21 protein-coding genes are annotated in these 19,914 nt (G+C 44.8%); 10 read left to right on the forward strand and 11 right to left on the reverse strand.

Features of this window, described 5'->3' with window-relative positions:
* Positions 1–28: 28 nt before the first annotated feature.
* Positions 29–1,147 (reverse strand): LCP family protein, encoded by a 1,119-nt coding sequence (locus NST83_RS03715; protein ID WP_342416603.1) that lies wholly within the window; start codon positions 1,145–1,147, stop codon positions 29–31.
* A gap of 104 nt (positions 1,148–1,251) precedes the next feature.
* Between NST83_RS03715 and NST83_RS03720 the strand changes: the two genes are divergently transcribed.
* From NST83_RS03720 to bcp, 4 genes are read left to right on the forward strand one after another with little or no spacing between them, the layout of a single operon-like run.
* Positions 1,252–2,301, forward strand: coding sequence for an ABC transporter ATP-binding protein (locus tag NST83_RS03720; RefSeq protein ID WP_342416604.1), 1,050 nt, complete (start codon positions 1,252–1,254; stop codon positions 2,299–2,301).
* Positions 2,294–3,088, forward strand: a complete 795-nt coding sequence (locus NST83_RS03725; protein WP_342416605.1) for an ABC-2 family transporter protein — start codon at positions 2,294–2,296, stop codon at positions 3,086–3,088. Before NST83_RS03720 ends, NST83_RS03725 begins: the two co-directional genes overlap by 8 nt.
* 4 nt (positions 3,089–3,092) lie before the next feature.
* Complete coding sequence (locus NST83_RS03730; protein WP_137061568.1) at positions 3,093–3,881, forward strand: ABC-2 family transporter protein; 789 nt, start codon at positions 3,093–3,095, stop codon at positions 3,879–3,881.
* Between the two features lie 41 nt (positions 3,882–3,922).
* Complete coding sequence (gene bcp / locus NST83_RS03735; RefSeq protein ID WP_342416606.1) at positions 3,923–4,402, forward strand: thioredoxin-dependent thiol peroxidase; 480 nt, start codon at positions 3,923–3,925, stop codon at positions 4,400–4,402.
* A 110-nt stretch (positions 4,403–4,512) separates the two neighbouring features.
* On the opposite strand, the gene NST83_RS03740 is transcribed toward bcp, so the two are convergent.
* The 4 genes from NST83_RS03740 to NST83_RS03755 all read right to left on the reverse strand — a co-directional run bounded on the left by NST83_RS03740 (position 4,513) and on the right by NST83_RS03755 (position 8,678).
* Entirely contained in the window at positions 4,513–5,607 is a 1,095-nt protein-coding gene (locus NST83_RS03740; protein WP_342416607.1) for an endospore germination permease, read from the reverse strand.
* Positions 5,608–5,626: 19 nt separating this feature from the next.
* Positions 5,627–5,863 (reverse strand): hypothetical protein, encoded by a 237-nt coding sequence (locus NST83_RS03745; RefSeq protein WP_342416608.1) that lies wholly within the window; start codon positions 5,861–5,863, stop codon positions 5,627–5,629.
* A 65-nt stretch (positions 5,864–5,928) separates the two neighbouring features.
* On the reverse strand, positions 5,929–7,140 hold the full coding sequence (locus tag NST83_RS03750; RefSeq protein WP_342416609.1) for a Ger(x)C family spore germination protein: 1,212 nt from the start codon (positions 7,138–7,140) through the stop codon (positions 5,929–5,931).
* Positions 7,141–7,157: 17 nt separating this feature from the next.
* The gene (locus NST83_RS03755) at positions 7,158–8,678 is read right to left on the reverse strand and encodes a spore germination protein (RefSeq protein WP_342416610.1); all 1,521 of its coding nucleotides are present in this window, start codon (positions 8,676–8,678) and stop codon (positions 7,158–7,160) included.
* Between the two features lie 156 nt (positions 8,679–8,834).
* Here NST83_RS03755 and NST83_RS03760 point away from each other — a divergent pair, with 156 nt between their 5' ends.
* A complete protein-coding gene (locus NST83_RS03760; protein ID WP_342416611.1) occupies positions 8,835–10,067 on the forward strand; it encodes an MFS transporter in 1,233 nt (410 codons plus the stop codon).
* On the opposite strand, the gene NST83_RS03765 is transcribed toward NST83_RS03760, so the two are convergent.
* Positions 10,068–10,724: a DedA family protein gene (locus tag NST83_RS03765; protein ID WP_342416612.1), complete on the reverse strand. Its 657-nt coding sequence runs from the start codon at positions 10,722–10,724 to the stop codon at positions 10,068–10,070.
* A 144-nt stretch (positions 10,725–10,868) separates the two neighbouring features.
* On the opposite strand from NST83_RS03765, the gene guaA reads away from it, so the two are divergent.
* From guaA to NST83_RS03785, 4 genes are all read left to right on the forward strand, one after another.
* Positions 10,869–12,407 carry a glutamine-hydrolyzing GMP synthase gene (guaA, locus tag NST83_RS03770; RefSeq protein ID WP_342416613.1) on the forward strand — a complete coding sequence of 513 codons (1,539 nt, stop codon included), beginning with the start codon at positions 10,869–10,871 and terminating at the stop codon, positions 12,405–12,407.
* A gap of 238 nt (positions 12,408–12,645) precedes the next feature.
* A complete protein-coding gene (locus NST83_RS03775; RefSeq protein ID WP_342416614.1) occupies positions 12,646–13,617 on the forward strand; it encodes a helix-turn-helix transcriptional regulator in 972 nt (323 codons plus the stop codon).
* Between the two features lie 441 nt (positions 13,618–14,058).
* A complete protein-coding gene (locus NST83_RS03780) occupies positions 14,059–14,511 on the forward strand; it encodes a site-specific integrase (protein ID WP_342416615.1) in 453 nt (150 codons plus the stop codon).
* Positions 14,512–14,719: 208 nt separating this feature from the next.
* Positions 14,720–15,247 (forward strand): sigma-70 family RNA polymerase sigma factor, encoded by a 528-nt coding sequence (locus tag NST83_RS03785; RefSeq protein ID WP_342416616.1) that lies wholly within the window; start codon positions 14,720–14,722, stop codon positions 15,245–15,247.
* Positions 15,248–15,367: 120 nt separating this feature from the next.
* Here NST83_RS03785 and NST83_RS03790 read toward each other — a convergent pair whose 3' ends face one another.
* The 4 genes from NST83_RS03790 to NST83_RS03805 form a co-directional block, all read right to left on the reverse strand.
* Positions 15,368–15,529 carry a hypothetical protein gene (locus NST83_RS03790; protein ID WP_342416617.1) on the reverse strand — a complete coding sequence of 54 codons (162 nt, stop codon included), beginning with the start codon at positions 15,527–15,529 and terminating at the stop codon, positions 15,368–15,370.
* Complete coding sequence (locus NST83_RS03795; protein WP_342416618.1) at positions 15,522–15,878, reverse strand: iron-sulfur cluster assembly accessory protein; 357 nt, start codon at positions 15,876–15,878, stop codon at positions 15,522–15,524. The genes NST83_RS03790 and NST83_RS03795 overlap by 8 nt, the downstream gene beginning before the upstream one ends.
* Positions 15,862–16,215 (reverse strand): helix-turn-helix domain-containing protein, encoded by a 354-nt coding sequence (locus NST83_RS03800; protein WP_342416619.1) that lies wholly within the window; start codon positions 16,213–16,215, stop codon positions 15,862–15,864. The genes NST83_RS03795 and NST83_RS03800 overlap by 17 nt, the downstream gene beginning before the upstream one ends.
* A gap of 149 nt (positions 16,216–16,364) precedes the next feature.
* Positions 16,365–17,738, reverse strand: coding sequence for an MFS transporter (locus tag NST83_RS03805; RefSeq protein ID WP_342416620.1), 1,374 nt, complete (start codon positions 17,736–17,738; stop codon positions 16,365–16,367).
* A gap of 167 nt (positions 17,739–17,905) precedes the next feature.
* Between NST83_RS03805 and NST83_RS03810 the strand changes: the two genes are divergently transcribed.
* Complete coding sequence (locus NST83_RS03810) at positions 17,906–18,571, forward strand: metalloregulator ArsR/SmtB family transcription factor (protein WP_342416621.1); 666 nt, start codon at positions 17,906–17,908, stop codon at positions 18,569–18,571.
* A gap of 111 nt (positions 18,572–18,682) precedes the next feature.
* Here the strand turns inward: NST83_RS03810 and NST83_RS03815 are convergent, their stop codons facing one another.
* Positions 18,683–19,813, reverse strand: a complete 1,131-nt coding sequence (locus NST83_RS03815; RefSeq protein WP_342416622.1) for a Gfo/Idh/MocA family oxidoreductase — start codon at positions 19,811–19,813, stop codon at positions 18,683–18,685.
* Positions 19,814–19,914 lie beyond the last annotated feature (101 nt).

Genomic DNA, 19,914 nt, shown 5'->3' on the forward strand with positions numbered 1-19,914 from the left:
CGTTCGCGGCTGCCCCCTGCATACATCATTATAGCTCTTTTTGTCCTGTCTTTGTTGTCGATTGTGTGGCAGCAGCATCATTGGTTCTGCTGCCACCCGTGAAAGAAGCCTTATCCGTCTTGGACGATGATGCACTGTCCGGTTGCTTCGTGTTGTTTTGATCCTTATTTTGTTCCTGTGTCTGTACAGGAGGATTGTTGAATATATCCTGCACGTACTTTTTCAATTCTTCCGGATCGCGGACGGTAAGAACCTCCGCGCCGCCTACATTTTCTTCCCCGAGCAGCTTCATCGGCGGAACCTGCTCGCTGCCAGCAAAGTTGCTTTGGTAGCCGACGTTTGCCAGCCTCCACATATCGTTGACACTGAGATTTGTATCAATATACGGGTTTACCTGCTGCAAAATGCTCGGCAGATTGGCAATGGAGGTCGTGCTCCGCATTTTCTGTGCTATAGCCTCCAAAAATGCACGCTGACGCCCTGACCGGGAGAAGTCCGACATGGCATCGTGGCGAAACCGCACGTATTGAAGCGCCTCTTTGCCTCCCAGATGCTGCATGCCCTTTTTCAAGTCAATATCGTATTCATGCTTATCGGCATTACTTGTATAATGCATATCTTTTTCGACTTCAAAATCAATACCGCCTACGGCATCCACCAGCTTGATGAACCCCTGAAAATCGGTATACACATAATATTGCACCGGAATGCCCAGCAGATCACCAGCTGTCTTCATGGCCGTGTTGGGACCGTGAGTAATGGCGGTGTTAATCCGATTTTTATCGTAGCCGGGAATATCCACGTACGTATCACGCAAAATAGAGAAGAGGTGAATCTTTTTCTTGACGGGGTCCAGCGATACGACCATCATGCTGTCCGACCGGGGGACTTCCCCTTTTTGGATACCACGGCCATCGACACCCATCAGCAAAATATTGACCGGATCCGTACCTTCCCACTTAGGCGGGTCTGGTGTGCGCACCTGATCGACCTGATTTACATTTTTGAATGGGGAGTTCGCACCCTCTTTATGCAGATTATCCAGTTGATTATAAATGGATGAAAAATAATACACGGCAAAGCCGACAATCGCGACGATAATCACGGCTAGAACCGACCATATCGTCCTTTTGGTTCTGCTTGTCATGGATGCTCTCCCTTTCGCTTTTCAATTCATTACATTATAATTTCTTTTTGGAGCACAATCAATTTAACTATGGATTTTATAAAATCCTGAATGTGAGGTATGACATGCTGGCAATTGATGTGCAGGATCTGCGCAAAACATTTAAAGTGCAAAAAAACCGCGAGGGCCTGAAAGGAGCCTTCCTTGATTTATTCGCCCGCGAATACAACGAAGTGGCCGCGGTCAAAGATATTTCCTTCGGTATTCCGCAGGGAGAAATATGTGGCTATATTGGTGAAAACGGAGCTGGAAAGTCCACCACCATCAAGATGCTCACTGGTATTCTTGTGCCAACGTCTGGACATCTCAAAGTAGGCGGCTTTGTTCCTTACGAGGAACGTGAGAAATTCGTAAGTAATATCGGTGTTGTTTTCGGACAGCGCAGCCAGCTATGGTGGGATATCGGCGTGATTGAGTCTTTTCAGTTGCTGCGCAAAGTATATCAGGTTCCGGCCACAGACTTCAAACGCAGGCTGGATGAGCTGGTAGAGCGGCTCCAATTACAGGACCTGCTAAGCCGCCCGGTGCGCAAGCTTAGTCTCGGGCAGCGGATGCGCTGTGAATTGGTGGCTGCGCTGCTGCACAATCCGTCCATCGTTTTTCTGGACGAGCCGACTATTGGACTCGATATTATGGTGAAGTCTGAAATCCGCGAATTTCTGAAGGACATGAATCGGGATCACGGTACGACGATTTTGCTGACAACCCATGATTTGCAGGATATTGAAGCGCTGTGCTCGCGTGTCATTATGCTGGATGACGGGAACATCATCTATGACGGTGGTCTGGAGGATTTGAAGGCACGTTGGGGTACAGGTCGTGAGGTACAGTTTCAGTTCGGCGTGCCCACCCAGCTTGAGCAATTACAAGCGTGGACAGCGGACATGCCGCTGGCATGGACGGCGGATAATGATTTGGCTGCCAAGGTGTGGATACCACTTCATATTAACGTATCGGATGTACTGGCCAGCGTAGTCGGGCGTACGGATATTACGGATATCAAAATCATTGAAACGAACACCGATGATATCGTGCGAAGCATCTACCAATCCGGCTCGGCGGAACGCAAGGGCAGTCCCTTGCTTCCGACAGTGGAGGCCAAAGTCCATGCTTAGCGTATATACCGATTTTATTCGTATCCGGTTTCTCACCATGCTCGCTTATCGTGTGAACTATTATACGGGCATATTAATTTATTCCATGAATATTGGCGTATATTATTTTACGTATAAAGCGATTTATGGAGATGCGGGCAGCATCGGTGGCTTTTCCGCAGCCCAAATGACGACCTATGTAGCAGTATCGTGGATGGCGAGGGCCTTTTATTTCAACAATCTGGATCGTGAAATTTCGACAGAGATTCGTGATGGCAGCATTGCCATCCAGATGATCCGGCCGTATAACTATGTGCTGGTCAAAGTCATGCAGGGGCTTGGCGAGGGGATGTTCCGTTTCCTGCTGTTTATGATCCCGGGCATGGCGATTGCGATGCTGCTGTTTCCAGTGACGTTGCCGACAGATCCTGTAGCATGGATCAGTTTCCTCGTGATGCTGTTTTTCAGTTTTATGATCAATACCCAAATCAATATTATCACTGGCTTGACGGCCTTTTTCATTGAAAATAACGAGGGTATAATGCGCATGAAGCGGGTGGTAGTGGACCTGTTCTCCGGCCTGATTCTGCCCATCAGCCTGTTTCCGGGCTGGCTGGCGACCTTCGCCCAGTGGCTGCCGTTTCAGGCGATTACGTATTTGCCTGGCTCCGTATTTACCGGACGAGTAAAAGGCGTGGGTATTTGGAATGTACTGGGTATCCAAATCATTTGGCTGGTCGTTCTGCTCGTGCCGATGATTATCATTTGGCGACTGGCGCGCAGACGTCTGTTCGTGCAGGGAGGGTAAGCCGATGATGTACTATTTGGGACTCATTAGCGAATATTTAAAGAATTACATGAAATCCCGGCTAACCTACCGCGCGGATTTTTGGGTAGAGGTCATTTCCGACCTGCTGTTTCAGGCAACCAACCTCATTTTTATTTTAGTTATTTTTATGCACACCAACACGTTGGGCGGTTGGAGTGAAAGTGAAGTCGTGTTCGTCTATGGCTTTTTCATGGTTCCTTACGGATTATTCAGCTGCTTCGTCAACCTGTGGAACTTTAGCGAACGCTACATTGTAAAAGGAGAACTGGATCGGGTCATGACCCGTCCTGCGTATAATCTGTTCCAGATTTTCCTTGAAAATGTGGACCCGCCCGCGCTGGTCGGTTCGGTCATCGGTCTGATCATTATGGGAATCAGCGGAGCGCAGATGGATTTGGCTATGGAGTGGTGGTTCATCCCGGCTCTAATCATCATGAGCCTAAGTGCCGTAGCGATTTATACGGGAATCTATACCATATTGACTTCGATTTCGTTCTTTTCTGATGCCCCGACGGGAATTATTCCGCTTATGTACAATATGCAGAGCTACGGACGTTATCCGGTGACAATTTACAACCGTGCGATTCAAGTTGTGCTGACCTGGATTCTGCCGTTTGCTTTTGTTGGCGTATATCCGGCATCCCTTTTCCTTCATCGGGAGGATATGCAGCATATGGCGCTTTTGACTCCGGTCATGGGAGCTGTATTTCTAACCTTGGGCTTACTGGCATGGAATTTTGGTATTCGGCGTTACAGAGGTGCAGGTTCTTAGGTCGTATCACATGAGAGCCCCACAAGATAGGAGATGATGAGATGTCCACGACATCTACCGCTATTGGACAACCCGCGCCGGACTTTGAATTGCCGGGAAGTGAAGGGAAAAACGTCAAGCTGTCTGATTTTAGAGGCAGCAGGGTTTTACTGTATTTCTATCCGAAGGATTTAACCTCCAGTTGCTCGACACAGGCTTGTGATTTTCGGGATAAGCATATGGAGTTTGAAGGCTTGAATACCGTCATTCTGGGGGTGAGTCCTGATCCACTCAAGCAGCATGACAAGTTTATTACCAAGTACGGACTACCTTTTCAGCTTTTGACGGATGGGGAACATGAAGTGGCGGAAGCTTACGGCGTGTGGCAGCAAAAGCAGATGTACGGCAAGCAATATATGGGGATCGTTCGCTCCACATTCCTTATCGATGAGAACGGTATTTTAATTCATGAATGGCGTAGCTTGAGAGTCAAAGGGCATATCGATGCTGCGCTGGAGTACATTCGGGAACTGGCAAAATAATAAACATCCACACACTCTTTGGGACACTGGCTCTTCTTCAGGTTCTCAGAGGGTGTTTTTGATATGTAATCTCCGGCGTATTCTTACTTTAGGATGTTGTATAACCCTCATTAAGATTGTTTGCTTTTCTGCCTGATCACGTAAATGCCCCACAAGCTCAAGGGAATGATGACCGAGTTGGTCAAATCCCAATCTACCCAGGAGGGGACAAGGGTATCAAAATAGTAGATGACATTGGGTGCAACCATGCTGCTCAAGCCGTAGACAAGCATTGCCGCAGGCATGCTGAAAGGGCGGTGATCTTTTAGACGAAATGTCTGTGCTGTCCCCAATATGAACGCGTAAAAATAAAGGAAGCTCTTAAAAAAGAGCGACAATCCCCATATAGCTGCTATAAAGGCCTCCATACGTTGGAAAAAATTGAACACGTTTATTTTGGCAGTGAGCATATACGAAGGATACACGCTATATTCAGTTAGAAAAGGGCCGAGAACAAAAAGAGACATAATTACAAACAGACTGAGCAGAATTCCGCCTATAAGGCTTCCTAAAAGGATGCTTCTTTTAAAATGTGCTGAATGCTTCACATAGGGGAAAAGCATGAGAAATACGACTAATTCTCCAAATGGATAACTAACCCCAAGAAGCGTACCATGAATAGTAGGGAGAATCCCGTTTTCCATAATTGGCTTTAATTTAGAAAAATCAATCTCGGGAATAAGGCAAGCCACTACAGTAATAGTCACGATTACAAAGAAAGGCAAGCATAGCTCGCTGGCACGGGCGAGGGTTTCAATTCCGGTAAAAAAAGCGTATACCAGCATGAGTATTGCCAACAGCATTAATATCCTTAACGGGGTTAGCACATAAGTCTGTGTAGTATAAAAGTCACCAAATTCCCTAATATATATGGCATCGGACATCAAGAAATAGAAAAGATACCATATCGAGACGACAGGAGCCAACCATTTCCCTAGAATTTTCCTTATAGCTTCAATCAAAGTAAGGCTGGGATACAGCTCATGTACACGCAGCAAAAGCCATACAAGCGCCATACCTGCCGGTATACTCAGCAGGGTACTGATCCATGCATCCTGTTTAGCGATATGGGTGCAGATGCTGGGGATGATCAGTATCATATCACCCATTGTGCAAAAAATAATGAGAACCGTTACTTGTCCAACACTAATTCGGCCTTTTTCCAACGCTGGTGGCCCCCTTTATTTACAAATTGAATAGATGTGAAAACAGGCTATTTACCGGCTTATATATCATCTCAATCAAGATTAGTGGGCTCGATGTTTCCTTTGCCTGAGCAGCGATCGTGCTGAACCACGCCCCGAATGCGAGCATCACGATGTATACAACCATGTCCTTAAAGCGAAGCTTGCGGTATAAGCCGGGCAAGTCCTTGATTGCAATCAATAGAGCAATGCACAAAACCGCAATGGCGGCCTTCATAGGGATGCTCCTTCCGTAATCGAACTCGTTTTGGGATGCCATGAAGCCGCGAACCTTTATCTGCCTTACTCCTTCATTTTCTTTTGAAGGGACTGGAAAATAGCTCCCATTTTCTTAATTTCTGTATTTGCCTTATATTCAATCTGTAAATTCATAAATGAGTGATTCCAATCTTTTTTAAGTTCTTTCCAGACCTTGGGATCAGTTTGATGAATTAATTGTCCAAACCCAAAAATGTCTACTTTGAAGTTGCGACGTACAGTTTCTACGGAATGCTTCATAATCTCGATCAATTTGGAGTTATTCTCCATCTCAATTTCTTTAATATCCTCCAGACTTTTTAGTTCCATTTTTTTGCAGCTATTCTCTCTAATCGTACTTATGTTTTCTACGGATATCTGGATTATAGGCTCACCGTTGCGTATTAATACCTTAGTCTTCGTATAACTTCTCAAAGTCAGCAGAGCGATCTTACCACCTTCCGGGCAGTCCGTATGTGCTGTCGTTGTATCTACGTTATCCCGGATATAGTTGTATCCTTTGCTATCGTATTCATCAAGCCACCCGATTAAACGGTCCTTTTTAAACACACCCAGGCTGGAAAGGGCCAGAACTGTTGTTGGTTCAATGGTTTTGATATTGTCCGTACCTTCCTCTATCCCCTTGGATAAATTTCCTTTAGCCTCAAGGGCGGGCAGAGTAGCATGTATTTCGGAACTGACGAGCTCCTCCATCAGCTGCTCTATAGTCACTTTGCTGACAGGAGCCCAGGTTTTAGATAATACATCCATAGAAGCAAACATTTTGTTCGCCGGAATTTTCTCCAATGTCGTGGTTACCTGAAGTATTTTGGAGGCAGACATACCTCTCGCAATACAGATATAAAAGTCAGTTCTGGCAAAAGGTTCTCTCATCAGGGATTCCACGACGTTGGCGATTCCCTGTCTGGCGAATTCCTCGCCAAATATCAGCATACGGATATGTGATAAATAGATGATTCGCGGGCTGATTTCTGTCATTTTTTGGATAGCTTCATAAAGAGTAGGAGCTGTTACCTCATAGGTAGTTACTGTAGGAGCTCCTTTACTTGATCTTGATTTGGAGGCCACCTCCGAAGGAACAACCACCTGTGCCGACACTCGGATTTGATCGCCGTCCTTATCCACACCCAGTCCTACGGTAATTCCGATCTCGTTAAGCTCTCTGCGGTCCCAACAGCCGGTCAGAAGGGAAGCGAGCAGACTGAGTATGAGAATCGTGCTGATCACTGCTTTCATGTACGGTCACATCCCAATTATTTTTTCTTACCCGCCCGCTTTCTCTGTGTTTTTTGCCGGATCGTATTCTGAACTTGATTCACATTCGGACGGGTAGTCATCCACGGCCAAGGCAGGCGAAAGATCGTATCCTTCATATCACTTTGCATATAAGGGCCGAACGGACTCATGTAAGACACTCCGAAAGATCTTAGGCTGGTCAGATGAAGCAACAGGACCATCAAGCCCATTAATATACCCAGAAATCCGAAGGCGGCGGCCAGCATCATGAGGGCGAACCGGATAATCCGTACCGCAACGGACAGCCCGTTTTCAGGGATGACATAGCTGGAGATCGCGGTGATGGATACGATAATAACCATGGCGGCCGACACGACGCCTGCATCCACAGCAGCTTGCCCAATGACCAGCGTACCTACAATGGATACCGCTTGTCCGACCGTCTTTGGAATTCGCACCCCGGCCTCACGCAAAATTTCATAGGTAATTTCCATCAGCATCGCTTCCACAAAGGCCGGAAACGGAACACCCTCCCGTTGCGCTGCCAAACTGATCAACAGGTTGGTAGGAAGCATTTCTTGGTGAAAGGTAGATACCGCAATATAGAAGGCTGGTGCCAGCAGAGCGATGAAAAAAGCCAAAAATCGCAGCATCCTCAACAAAGTACTGATATCCGCGCGTTGATAATAATCCTCGGCCGACTGGAAAAATTGGACAAACAACGCAGGAATCAGAAGTACAAACGGAGTCCCGTCCACTAATATGGCCACTTTTCCCTCCAGCAAACTGGCTGCTACCGAATCCGGGCGTTCACTGTTGTATATCGTAGGGAAGGGAGTAAAGGTGGCGTCCTGAATTTGCTCCTCGATGTAGCCACTTTCCATAATCCCGTCAATATCAATTCGGTCCAGACGTTCTCTCAACTCCTGAATAACGCCTTCGTCCGCGACTCCTTTGATAAACATCACGGCCACATTGGTATGTGTGACCTCTCCGATCTGCCTTGTTTCCATCCAAAGACGCGGGTCGCGAATTCGCTTGCGAACCAGAGCTGTATTGGTACGCAGATTCTCAGTGAAACCCTCCATGGGTCCACGTACAACCGTCTGTGATTGGGGTTCACTAACATTACGATCCTCCCAGCCGACAGCATCAATCCAAATGCTTTTCGCGTAACCCTCCAACAAAATGATAATTCCGCCGGATAGCATCCGGTTGAATAACGCATCCATTTCATCCAAAGTGCCTGAATGCCCTGCGATCAACACCTGATCCTTTAAATAATCGAACGGTTCGGCACCTTCCGGTACATGATGAATTTCCATCCGCATAAATGAGCGCAGTACAGAATCATGCAACAATTGAGTGTTAATCAGACCATCAATATAAAACACGGCTGCTGGCCATTTCTGCATCCACAGTAGCTCTTTGACAATCAAATCCCCGCTGTTTCCAATCGAGCTTTGGATATGATTCACATTATCCCGCAAGCAAGAGGATACGTGAGTGAGCGGACAGCTTTTATTCTCATTTTGCATACGTAAAATCCTCCGATATTGGAGTTAGTTGGTTTAGTGTGCTCTGAATATATGAATTTATGCTTGACGTTTGTATAGTCATCCCTATAAATTAGTTATATATCTAATTAGATTAATATATAATTATTTGATCATATCGATTTGGAGCTGAAGCACATGGTAAACAAGCAATACAGAAAGTTATTCGCGGCTGGTATCATTAACGGAATTGGAGACCGCTTCTGCCAAATCGCTTTGTTAGCCTTGATATATCGGCTTACCGGCTCGGGACTCAGCGTGGGGATTATGCTGGGACTACGGGTGATTCCTTTTTTAATTCTGTCGCCCGTGTCAGGAGTGCTTATCACCCGGATATCCAGACGCACCCTTATGATGACCACGGATCTGCTGAGAGGTGGAGTAACCCTTGTCTTTTTAAGTGTTCACAGCAATGAGGATATGTGGATCGTTTATGGAGTCAGTACCCTGTTAGCCTGTGGGGAAGCGCTGTACGCTCCAGCCCGTAAGTCGTCCATCCCGCTGCTGGTCCGACCGTCGGATTTGTTGCGGGTGAACAGTCTGGAGCAGGTGATGAGCGGACTGGTATTGGTGATTGGCGCCGCTGCTGGAGGCATCGTATCCGCTTTTTTTGGACCACAGGCCGCATTTATGCTCAATTCCGCCAGCTTTTTCGTTGCAGGTCTGATCGTCTGCAATATTGCATTCCCGCCCGTGACCAAGGAGGAAGTAAATAGGGAGGATGCTCATACTGAATCACGTGGAAGTCGGACGTCTTCCGATGATCGAATCCTCGGCAGGTCACAAATACTGCAATGCATCCGTATGTCGCTTCCGCTCCAAGTCGTAATTGCATTCGAGCTACTGGTTCCATTCCTCAATGGGATTGATAATGTGCTGATCAGTGTATATGCCGTGCAGGAGTTTAAGCTGGGGGATGCCGGGATTGGACTGTTTTACGCCGCTTTGGGTGCGGGCCTGGTTGTCAGTTATGCACTGGGGCGTCTATTCAGCCGTTCTTTATTGAGCGGAGGACTGGTATGTCTGCTATTGGAGGGAATTTTGCTCATGGGGTTAAGTGGAATTGAACATGCATGGGCGGCGGTCGCCATTTACTTTTTCATTTCGTTGGCAGGCGGGGTGGGAGCAATCTGTTTGGATACACTATTCATGCGAGAGACTCCGCTGCATTTACAGGGGCCATTATTGGGTATGCTGACAGCGTGGAGTCAAGGAATTATCGGCTTATCCATGTTTGGAGCTGGGGTGGCGGTGGAAATCATAGAGCCGCGTATGTTAGGTTTGATTGGCGGCGCTGGATTTATCTTGATATCTATCATGATATCAATTTACTATATAAGGACTCGCAGCCGTAAGGCAGCGGGAATCTAATTATTCCGTATCGTTTTTGCTACTGGTTTTCACTGATTTATCGGACTTGCGGAAAGAACCAATCAGGAAGGATCTCCAGCGGTAAACGATATATAGCAGAAGGATAATGCCGATGATGACGACGATTCGCAGCGCATACAGCTCCACCAAATGGAACATGGCATCCCATTGCGGACCGAACACCTTACCGATGCCAAGAAACAGGATGACCCAGAACAGGGCGCCGCTGTATGCATACAAGGCAAATTTACGCAGGGGAAGGGCGATAATTCCCGCAAAATAACCTGTAAAATGCCGGACACCGGGAATGAAATATCCGAGAAAAATAAGCCAGTACCCGTAACGTTGAAACCATTTTTGCGTTTTTTCAAGCTTGTCCGGCGATAACAAAACCCATTTGCCGTATTTATGGATAAAGGGGAGTCCGGCCCATTTTCCGATAAAGTAGGTAATGGTCATTCCGATGGTTGTGCCTAAAAAGGCCAGAAGCACCAGCTTTCCAAAATCCAGCGTACCCGAATAGGAGAGATATCCCGCATAAGCCATCGTGGTTTCCCCGGGAAAAGGTAAAGCAATAAATTCCAGCAGCAAGCCGAAAAAAAGGACGCCGTATCCGTATTCTTCGAACAATTGCGCGATCCATTTCAGCACATCCATCGTTTACACTCCTACGAACAGATTCATAATTTAGAATTAATTCATTTTAACAATCTTTTCATGTCCGCTCAACTCCGGTTGATTTCTTGACGTCTTGTTTTATCGTTGCGTATAATGAAACGAACAATTGAGGGAGGCACGGTAATGAATAAGCCTAATGAAATCGTTGTAGTTCTTGACTTTGGAGGACAATACAACCAGTTAATCGCAAGAAGAATACGGGACCTCGGCGTGTACAGCGAGCTCCTTCCATACAATACGCCTGCGGAGAAGCTGAGAGAACTGGCACCGAAAGGGATTGTTTTCTCAGGTGGACCTTCCAGCGTATATGCAGAAAATGCCCCTCAAGTCGACCGGGCAATCTATGATCTGGGAATTCCTATTTTCGGTATTTGCTATGGTATGCAGTTGATGGCTCACCAACTGGACGGTAAGGTAGAACGTGCAGGCAAGCGTGAGTACGGCAAAGCAGACGTGCAATTCAATGAGGATACAAGATTGGCCAAAGGGCTGGAATCTCGTCAAACCGTATGGATGAGCCACGGAGACCATGTTACGGATCTGCCATCCGGCTTTAAACTGGATGCAGGAACGGAAAGTGCACCGATTGCAGCAATGAGCCATCCGGAGCGGAATCTGTACGCGGTACAATTCCATCCAGAGGTGCGTCATTCCATTCATGGTAATGAGATGATTAGCAACTTCCTCTATGAAGTATGCGGTTGTGAAGGCAAATGGACGATGGAGTCGTTCATCGAGGACCAGATCCGTGAAATCCGCCAGCAGGTAGGCGACAAAAAAGTATTGTGCGCTTTAAGTGGCGGTGTAGATTCTTCCGTTGTAGCAATGCTCATTCATAAAGCGATTGGTGATCAACTGACATGTATGTTCATTGACCATGGACTGCTGCGCAAGGGCGAAGCTGAAAGTGTAATGGAGACGTTCGTTGGTAAATTTGATATGAAGGTTGTCAAAATTGACGCACGTGAGCGTTTCCTGTCCAAGCTGGCAGGAGTCGATGATCCGGAACAAAAACGTAAAATCATCGGTAACGAGTTCATCTATGTGTTCGAGGAAGAATCCAAGCAATTCGACGATTTTACATTCCTGGCACAAGGCACACTGTATACGGATATTGTAGAGAGTGGAACAGCCACGGCACAGACGATCAAATCGCACCATAACGTAGGTGGCTTGCCGGAAGACATGAAGTTCAAGTTGATCGAGCCGCTGAATGCACTGTTCAAAGATGAAGTACGTAAAGTCGGCGAAGAATGCGGACTTCCAGCTGAGATTGTATGGCGTCAGCCTTTCCCGGGTCCGGGTCTTGCCATTCGTGTACTGGGCGAAGTGACAGAGGACAAGCTTACGATTGTTCGTGAATCGGATTATATTTTGCGCGAGGAGATTGCCAAAGCCGGTCTGGACCGGGAAATCTGGCAATACTTCACCGCTCTGCCGAATATGAAGAGTGTTGGCGTAATGGGCGACGCTCGTACGTATTCTTACACTGTGGGCATTCGTGCAGTAACCTCCATCGACGGCATGACCGCCGACTGGGCGCGTATCCCTTGGGATGTGCTGGAGAAAATTTCGGTACGTATCGTTAATGAAGTGGATAACGTCAATCGCATCGTGTACGATATCACCTCTAAACCACCAGCAACGATTGAGTGGGAGTAGTTGCTATTGAGTTAGAAAGCCTTTATTAAAGGCGTTTCTAGCTCTTTTTTTTATTGCATTATCATTGTGTTTTTTCAAATCTACTTTGTTTTTCACCTTTTTCATGTTCCCAGTTATTCTTGATGTGAGTAAATTAAACTTACAAGAAAAAATGAAATAACAGCAAGTAAAATCAAATAGTAATCTCTCCATATCTTTATACTAAATGTAGAGCGGTTGAAAAGAGGTGAACAGAAGAATGTACGAGTGGCAGAAGCAAATTCAAATCATCGTTGATGAAATTGATGAATGTATTAAAAATTATAGTGATGAAGCTTTGACACTACACTTTCTTTCTCGAAGGTTGGGTTATTCCGAGTTTTATACAACGAGAAAATTCAAGGAAATAGCGGGTATGCAATTTAGGGATTATCTACGGCGTAGAAAATTAGCGTTTGCACTAAAAGAGGTTCGAGATAGTGAAAGAAGCATTTTGGATATTGCTTTTAATTATGGTTTTTCATCACATGAAGCTTTTACCAGAGCTTTCAAAGGAACATATGGTGTAACGCCAAGTGAATACCGAAAAGCGCCTAAGCCTGTCGTTCTTCGAACAAAAATAAACTCTTTTGACCGCTACTTTTTAGGATTGGGAGAGATTGGTATGATGAAATCTACCGATGATGTTAAAATTTATTTTGTAACTATTCCCGCACACAAATTTTTGCACATTAAAAACTATGAGAGTAATGGGTATTGGGATTTTTGGCAAAAACAAAGTCTTATTCCGGGGCAGGACTGCGAAACAATTTGCGGATTACTTGATAGTATTAAGGGCAAATTGGATGACGATGGTGGGAGCGAAGTTAACAGCGGCGGTGGTCAGATTATGGCATATATTAATGACCCTGACGGTAGATTATGCGATTGGGGTATTCCACGGACAGAGTGTTATGGGATACGTCTTCCTTTGGATTATAAAGGTGAAGTACCACCACAAATGCTTATGATTGATGTTCCCGAAGCCAAATATATTGTTTTCGAACATGGGCCATTTGATTATGAGCAGGAAAATCGCAGTGTAGAGGAAAAGGTTGAGAAGGCAATGGCAAATTTTGATTTTGCAAATACCAGTTACTGCTTTGATACTTCCCCTGGTAGAATCATTTATTGTTATCATGATCCGGAGCGGTTTTTAAAGTATATCAGACCAGTAAAAACGAATGGTTGAGTTCATCGAAAACAATAAACTAGCTGATGCATAAGGATTGTAGTATCCCTAGTTATGAAATTTTCATTTTACCCGCAACTATTGAATGCTCAAAAATACTCTCTTTTCTTTGCGCTTTCAGCAAATGGAAGGGAGTATTTTTTGTGACTAAACTCAAGGAATTGATTCAGGGTTTCAAGCTAAATCAAGAAGTTTTAGGTCGGGTAAAACGGTACATTGATGTAAGCATGTTCCGTTTATACTGTTGGGAAGGGTTTATGAGGAAGAACTAGGAATTGTTGAAGTGGAGGATGTAAGTCAGCTTCACGATAGAAAGTACATTCAGGAGCGGCAACGTATAGGGCGTGAAATCAACCGGACAATAAATAACAACCTTGCTACTCTGAAAGTTTTTTTCAATTCTTAGTAGATGAGGATTTTATTGATGAACAGAACAATCCGATGCGGCGGATTAAAAATCTCAAGGAAGCAAAAACCGTAATCGTCACGTTTAATGATGATGAGTACATGAGAAAGTATGAGGAACTAAAGCAGGAGCGTTTCAGGAAAAAAGAACAGGATGAAGTTGAGGATTACTACTTCCTAGAACAGTCGGCAGTTAAGCTTTCCCGCTTCCGCATAAACAAAATTCTAAAAGAGCATTGCAGAAATGCGGGGGTTCGGAAAGAAGTCCGATGCTCTCACCATGATTGCCGCCACTATTTTGCTCAGAAGCAATTAAGAAACGGCATAGATGTGTATAGTCTGAGTCGCCTGATGGGTCATTTTGACACGCAGATCACTTCTAAATACTTAAGAGGACTGGAGCAGGAAGATATTCTTCACATTGGTCGCTTACACAGTCCGTTAAATGGTTTGAAAATCAAACAAAATTCAATGGGTGAGTTGAAATGAGTAGAATTCATAACGTTGAACTGGACGAAGTGGCTATCCAAAGGCTCATATGTATCGCTAGAAGGCATTATAAGCTTGTCCTTGAGTTTGGAGGTAGGCGAACCTCTCCTAAACGCCGCGAAGCCATAAAAGCTGAAATTACGGCTCTGAGAGAACAAAGATCACAAATAATTAATTCATGTACTGTGAAAATGGAGGATGACATAACATGCAGATCGTAGTTTCTAACTTTGACTTCCTTAAGCCTGTCTTTGACTTTGAGTTGTTCAAAGTCGCCCACCAAGATAAAGAGGATGTGAAGCAAACCGCTATTCTTCGTATCTTGGAATCGGTGTCGAACTACACAAGTGAAGAACTCCCTGAAAACAAACTGTTCTCATTCTGTCAGGTTATTGTGAAGCGGACTGTTGCAGATTACTATCGCAGGTCAAGCCGCTTGATTGAACAGAAAACGATGTCCATAGACTGGAATGGTTATAACAGTAAAGGTGAAATTTCAGGGGGGGGGGCATTAAGTCCCACTTCTGATGATTATTCCTATGACATAGCACTTCTCCGTCATGATTTTACGCAACATAGGCATCTCTTTTCGCCCCAAGAAAGAAAAGTGCTGGAGCATTTACTATTTTCACGAGATGGTATTGGAATGAATATGGCAGATATTTGTTCTGAACTTAACATTAATAAATCTCATGCATCGAGAGCTTATAAAAAGCTTCGCACTGTGTGTAACTGAATTTCCCGATGCAACTAAATAAGGTGTGGCTACGATGTTTAAAATGCAATACATTACAAAAGAGGGAATTAAATTCTTTCACTGTTGGATGGATAAGCATGTCTGCTTTACCACCTATCCTTACATAGAGAATGCTTCTGAGCCTCCACCTGCATATTTCGCATAAATTCTTATATATTGGCCCTCTTCTAAATCCCAATCATTTTTAAAAGAATGGATAGCTTTTTCAGATACTACAAATGACATAAATAATCTATTCCCCTTTCCCATTTTTTCAATCACATTTTTTAACTTCTCTACTATAATTTTCCATTCTGAAACTAGCTCCACATCCACATGAAGCTCTTGCATTAGGGTTATTCAAGGTGAAACCGCCTAACATACCGCTTTCTTCATAGTCAATTTGAAGACCTTCAATATATTTAATACTATTAGTGTGAACCAAGATACTAAATTCACCTTTATTTAATAAGATATCACCTTCTGTTTTCTGCTCATCCACGATAAGAGAATAGGATAGACCACTGCATCCCCCCTCATCAACGCCTACTCTAAGGAAAGAATTTCGGGCATTAGCACTTGATAAGATTTCGACGATTTTTTCGAATGCTGCTTCACTGACCTGTATCATCGTAGTAATTCCTCCTTGGAACGTCATTTTTTTTAGCTGCATTGTTAACCCAGTCTATTAAACAGGGTATGAATGTAGCAAGAGCAGATCCTTTTGGTGTTAATTCATAAATAGTTTGTATGGGGCGTGCCAAACTTACAGTTCTTTTAACCAAATTATCGTTTTGAAGCTCTTTTAAACGCTTAGAGAGGATGCTTTCCGAAATGGAAGGAACATTTTCGGAAATTTCGCTAAATTGCTTTGGACCTTGAGAAAGGGAAAATAGTATATGAATAATCCATTTAGTCCCGATTATACGATAAGCTGTAAAAAGTTTCTCAGTATCTGTAGTCAACATATTATTGATATACCCTCCTTCTCATGATCAGCTTAGATAGACAGGAGACTGATTCCTTTTGTTCTAATTACGTAGCCGTTCCATGTCTTAAAGGACAAGGAACGGTTCCGTCAATACTCGCTTTTAAAGTGGTAAACATTGTGGATTCCTCATCTGTTTATTAGTTCAGTTTGTGGTGTAATCCGAGTGCTAGCGAATAAACTCATTACGATTAACAAGAGATGAAAACCCATCGTTACAATTAATCCTGATTGCAGTGACATCCCAGCAGATTGACAAACAACAAGGATGGAACCGCCTATTCCGATAACCACGCCCGGTGTAAAAGAATCCGCAAATTGCAAATTTGCTGAAGTTTTTCCAACACCTTCTTCCCCTGTTTGGGAAAATGCCACAACGCCGCTAATAGGATGTGCCAAGCCGATTCCGATTCCAGCTATGATTTGTCCAATAACCGCAACGGCAACAGTTACAACAGGTACCCAAAATACGAAGGCAATCCCAAATGCAAGCAGTAGCACACCCAGTATAATTCTTGTATGACGTCCACGACCTTGGTCTGCCGAATCCCAACGTCCTTGCAGATAAGCAATGACGCACCAACTCAGTGCAGCACTCGCTACAATTAATCCGGCCTGAGAAGGAGTAATACCTTTCACATCTATTAAAGCCAATACCAAGAAATTCTGTGTGCTGGTATAGGCAGCGAAGAACAGCCCACGTGTTGCTAGAATAGCTGGCATGCCTTTTCGGAAAGCAAGAGTTCCCTTGGGTAGCAGTTTGCGCAGCGGATATACCATTAGCACTAAGCCGATAATGACTAAAACAAACCCTGTAATTATCGGTAGCATGCTAAGACCAATTAAGAAAATCCCCGTACCTATCGTTAATAGTAACGCCAACCATGTAGCTGTAGCTCCGTTGTCCCCTTGTGTTCTCTCTGTCTTTAATTTCCTAAAAGCAGGTAAACTTAGAAATGCTGAAACAACCAGGATCGGTAATATTCCCCAGAAAACAAACCGCCAGGACCACTGATCTGCGATAAGACCGGCAACGTATGGACCAAGCATGGACGGAAGAACGTAGGCAGTACCGAATGCTCCGAGTATTTTGGCACGTAATTCATCGGGATAACTTAAGGATATTGCAGTGTACACGCAAGTCATCATAGCGCCGGCACCTAAACCCTGCATGGCTCGTGACCCTATCATGGTATACATATCGCCTGCTGTTGCGGCAGCGATCAGCCCGACGATAAACAAAAGAAGTGCGAAAGTGAACGGTGCTGCAGGTCCTCTTCTATCAATGATCCGACCGACGACCAGGGTCCCGATAATCTGCGCAAGCAGATATGTGCTGAATATCCAGCCAAATAGGTCAAGGCCGTTCAAGTCGCCAGCAATGGAAGGGGCAATTGTGGTTACCGATAAGCCCTCGAATCCAACTGCCATCACCGACAGGATAATTCCTATGGACAGTGCAAAATAACGCGGGCTGAAAATACTTTGAGGATTAGACGACATGAAATGTGACCTCCAAGAAATTTTTTATGTATACTTCATATCCGGATACTTAGTAAACATTTTTGTTTATAAAGTTTAAACTACAGTTTAACTTTGACTTTGTCAACATTTTTATTTAAAATGTAGAGAGTGTTGTAGATCCAGTCGCTTTCAAAAGGAGGTTCACCATGAGCCGCAATCAAACGAATAAGGATTCATCAACTGGTACCCGGAGAGGGATCATTGATCTGCTAAAGCAGCAAGGTGGAATGGATGTTGCGACACTATCCTCCAAATTTTTGTTATCTGGTATGGCTATTCGTCAACATTTAAATGCTCTCAAAGAAGAAGGATTGGTTACTTACGAAGAAGAGGCCCGTCCCATGGGACGACCCACAAAGCTCTGGAGATTAACGCCTGAGGCTGATCGTTTTTTTCCAAACGGATATTCTGAGTTGTCAGTCAGTCTGATCAATTCGATGAGAGAGGCTTTCGGAAACGAGGGGCTAGAAAAGCTGTTGTCTGTGAGGAATAAGAATATGCAAGAGCAATATCTTCAGCATCTTGGTAACGCATCGGGCGTAAGAGAGAAGCTGGAGAAACTAGCCGATATTCGAACAAGCGAAGGCTATATGGCCGAGGTCAAGGAGCAAGGCGATGGGAGTCTTTTGTTTATCGAAAAGCATTGTCCGATCTGTGAAGCTGCTGCTGCTTGTACCGGGTTATGTAAGAATGAGTTACATTTATTTGAAACCATTCTTGGAGATAATGTTCATATCGAACGGGTAGAGTATATTTTGGCGGGGGGAAGAAACTGTGTTTACAGGGTTAGGGGAGGCGAACAAGCACATTGATGCTTGCATGAATGACATCGGGAACAAGACAACAAAACCTTCAACTCCACATCTATCGTGGTTTTGAAGGTTCTTTTGTTTTAAGGTTTTGTTGTTCTAATGATGTCCTTTTTACCACATGATCTTTTTTCCAGTCGTTGCCGATTCTTCAATGCGGTCCAGTAGCTGATGTAGCTTTAAGGCATGGTTGAAATCGGGAGCGAGACGGGTGTCCGTCAAAATATCCTCGGCAAATACATGGTGAGCCTTGGCTACATTCAGAGTTACCCCTTCTTTGGGGAAATCCAGGCCGCTATCAGGCTCATGAACTATATTGATTGGTTCAAAATCGCCATTAGACGCATGACTCTGCTTACTGTTTGGATCATACACAAGTTTTTCGAGTCTCAGATTCCCAAATTGAACATGCCCAAGCGAAGGATGCTGAGCCAAACGCAAAACGCCCTTTTTTCCCTGAATCTCCAGCTCGAATTTTGGATTCACTCCCCCCTGAATGTGGACGGATACCGTTGCCCCCTTCTCCAATGACCCCTGAATCAGAATCTGATCTGCAGTATCCTTGGGAATGACTTCACCTGTTTCCTGAATAGTGGCTTCGTTATAGCGAGATGAAGAGATGGCTGATAGCTCACGGAATTCGCCAACGATGTATTGCAGCGCGTCCAAAGAATGTCCCCCGTTAATCGTCAGCAGATTGGCGCCATTGGCTCTATTCAGCAAATAAGCCGTATCCTGATCTGTTCGTCCTCCTTTACCTCGAGTAGCTACTTGCATATGACAGGACACAATTTCACCAATCGTTCCGTCTTCCACCAGCTTTTTCATCGTTTGCACTTCAAGATCCTGCCGTGCCTGCAAGCCGACGGTATGATGAATGCCGGCCTGTTCTGCTGCCGTAGCCATTTCAGCGGCTTCCGCAGTGTTTGCCCCCAAGGGCCATTCACAAAAAATATGTTTTCTCTCTTGAATTGCCGCCATCACTGCTCCGTAATGATGGGGAACTTTTACGCTCACCATGACCATATCCACATCCTCGGAAGCTGCGAGCTTTTTGGCATCATCAAAAGCCAGTGCCGCCCCTACTTCTTCTGCGCTTTGACGCGCGCTCTCCATACGGGAGGTGCCGACGGCAGTGATATCCAGGTTCGAGTGCTTGAGCAAAGCCGGAATATGCGTTTGACTGGCCCATTTATTATTCATCGAACCTCCTACGATACCTGCACGAATCTTCTTTTTGACCATGTTGCATACCTCCTGAATTTTTAAAATGAGGGTGGAAAATAGCGTCCAAGGTCAATATAATACACTTAACTCATAAATAATAATGTTTGTTTGTGATGCAA

The sequence above is a fragment of the Paenibacillus sp. FSL R10-2782 genome, assembly GCF_038592985.1.
Classification (GTDB): domain Bacteria; phylum Bacillota; class Bacilli; order Paenibacillales; family Paenibacillaceae; genus Paenibacillus; species Paenibacillus terrae_C.

Excerpts from the sequence above, each read along its gene's own strand:
- NST83_RS03785 (WP_342416616.1), top strand. The coding sequence starts at position 14,720 with ATGCAGATCGTAGTTTCTAACTTTGACTTCCTTAAGCCTGTCTTTGAC.
- NST83_RS03765 (WP_342416612.1), bottom strand. The coding sequence starts at position 10,724 with ATGGATGTGCTGAAATGGATCGCGCAATTGTTCGAAGAATACGGATAC.
- NST83_RS03745 (WP_342416608.1), bottom strand. The coding sequence starts at position 5,863 with ATGAAGGCCGCCATTGCGGTTTTGTGCATTGCTCTATTGATTGCAATC.
- NST83_RS03810 (WP_342416621.1), top strand. The coding sequence starts at position 17,906 with ATGAGCCGCAATCAAACGAATAAGGATTCATCAACTGGTACCCGGAGA.
- NST83_RS03775 (WP_342416614.1), top strand. The coding sequence starts at position 12,646 with ATGTACGAGTGGCAGAAGCAAATTCAAATCATCGTTGATGAAATTGAT.
- NST83_RS03795 (WP_342416618.1), bottom strand. The coding sequence starts at position 15,878 with ATGATACAGGTCAGTGAAGCAGCATTCGAAAAAATCGTCGAAATCTTA.
- guaA (WP_342416613.1), top strand. The coding sequence starts at position 10,869 with ATGAATAAGCCTAATGAAATCGTTGTAGTTCTTGACTTTGGAGGACAA.
- NST83_RS03800 (WP_342416619.1), bottom strand. The coding sequence starts at position 16,215 with ATGTTGACTACAGATACTGAGAAACTTTTTACAGCTTATCGTATAATC.
- NST83_RS03815 (WP_342416622.1), bottom strand. The coding sequence starts at position 19,813 with ATGGTCAAAAAGAAGATTCGTGCAGGTATCGTAGGAGGTTCGATGAAT.
- NST83_RS03725 (WP_342416605.1), top strand. The coding sequence starts at position 2,294 with ATGCTTAGCGTATATACCGATTTTATTCGTATCCGGTTTCTCACCATG.
- NST83_RS03750 (WP_342416609.1), bottom strand. The coding sequence starts at position 7,140 with ATGAAAGCAGTGATCAGCACGATTCTCATACTCAGTCTGCTCGCTTCC.
- NST83_RS03730 (WP_137061568.1), top strand. The coding sequence starts at position 3,093 with ATGATGTACTATTTGGGACTCATTAGCGAATATTTAAAGAATTACATG.
- NST83_RS03715 (WP_342416603.1), bottom strand. The coding sequence starts at position 1,147 with ATGACAAGCAGAACCAAAAGGACGATATGGTCGGTTCTAGCCGTGATT.
- NST83_RS03760 (WP_342416611.1), top strand. The coding sequence starts at position 8,835 with ATGGTAAACAAGCAATACAGAAAGTTATTCGCGGCTGGTATCATTAAC.
- NST83_RS03805 (WP_342416620.1), bottom strand. The coding sequence starts at position 17,738 with ATGTCGTCTAATCCTCAAAGTATTTTCAGCCCGCGTTATTTTGCACTG.
- NST83_RS03720 (WP_342416604.1), top strand. The coding sequence starts at position 1,252 with ATGCTGGCAATTGATGTGCAGGATCTGCGCAAAACATTTAAAGTGCAA.
- NST83_RS03780 (WP_342416615.1), top strand. The coding sequence starts at position 14,059 with ATGCGGCGGATTAAAAATCTCAAGGAAGCAAAAACCGTAATCGTCACG.
- bcp (WP_342416606.1), top strand. The coding sequence starts at position 3,923 with ATGTCCACGACATCTACCGCTATTGGACAACCCGCGCCGGACTTTGAA.
- NST83_RS03755 (WP_342416610.1), bottom strand. The coding sequence starts at position 8,678 with ATGCAAAATGAGAATAAAAGCTGTCCGCTCACTCACGTATCCTCTTGC.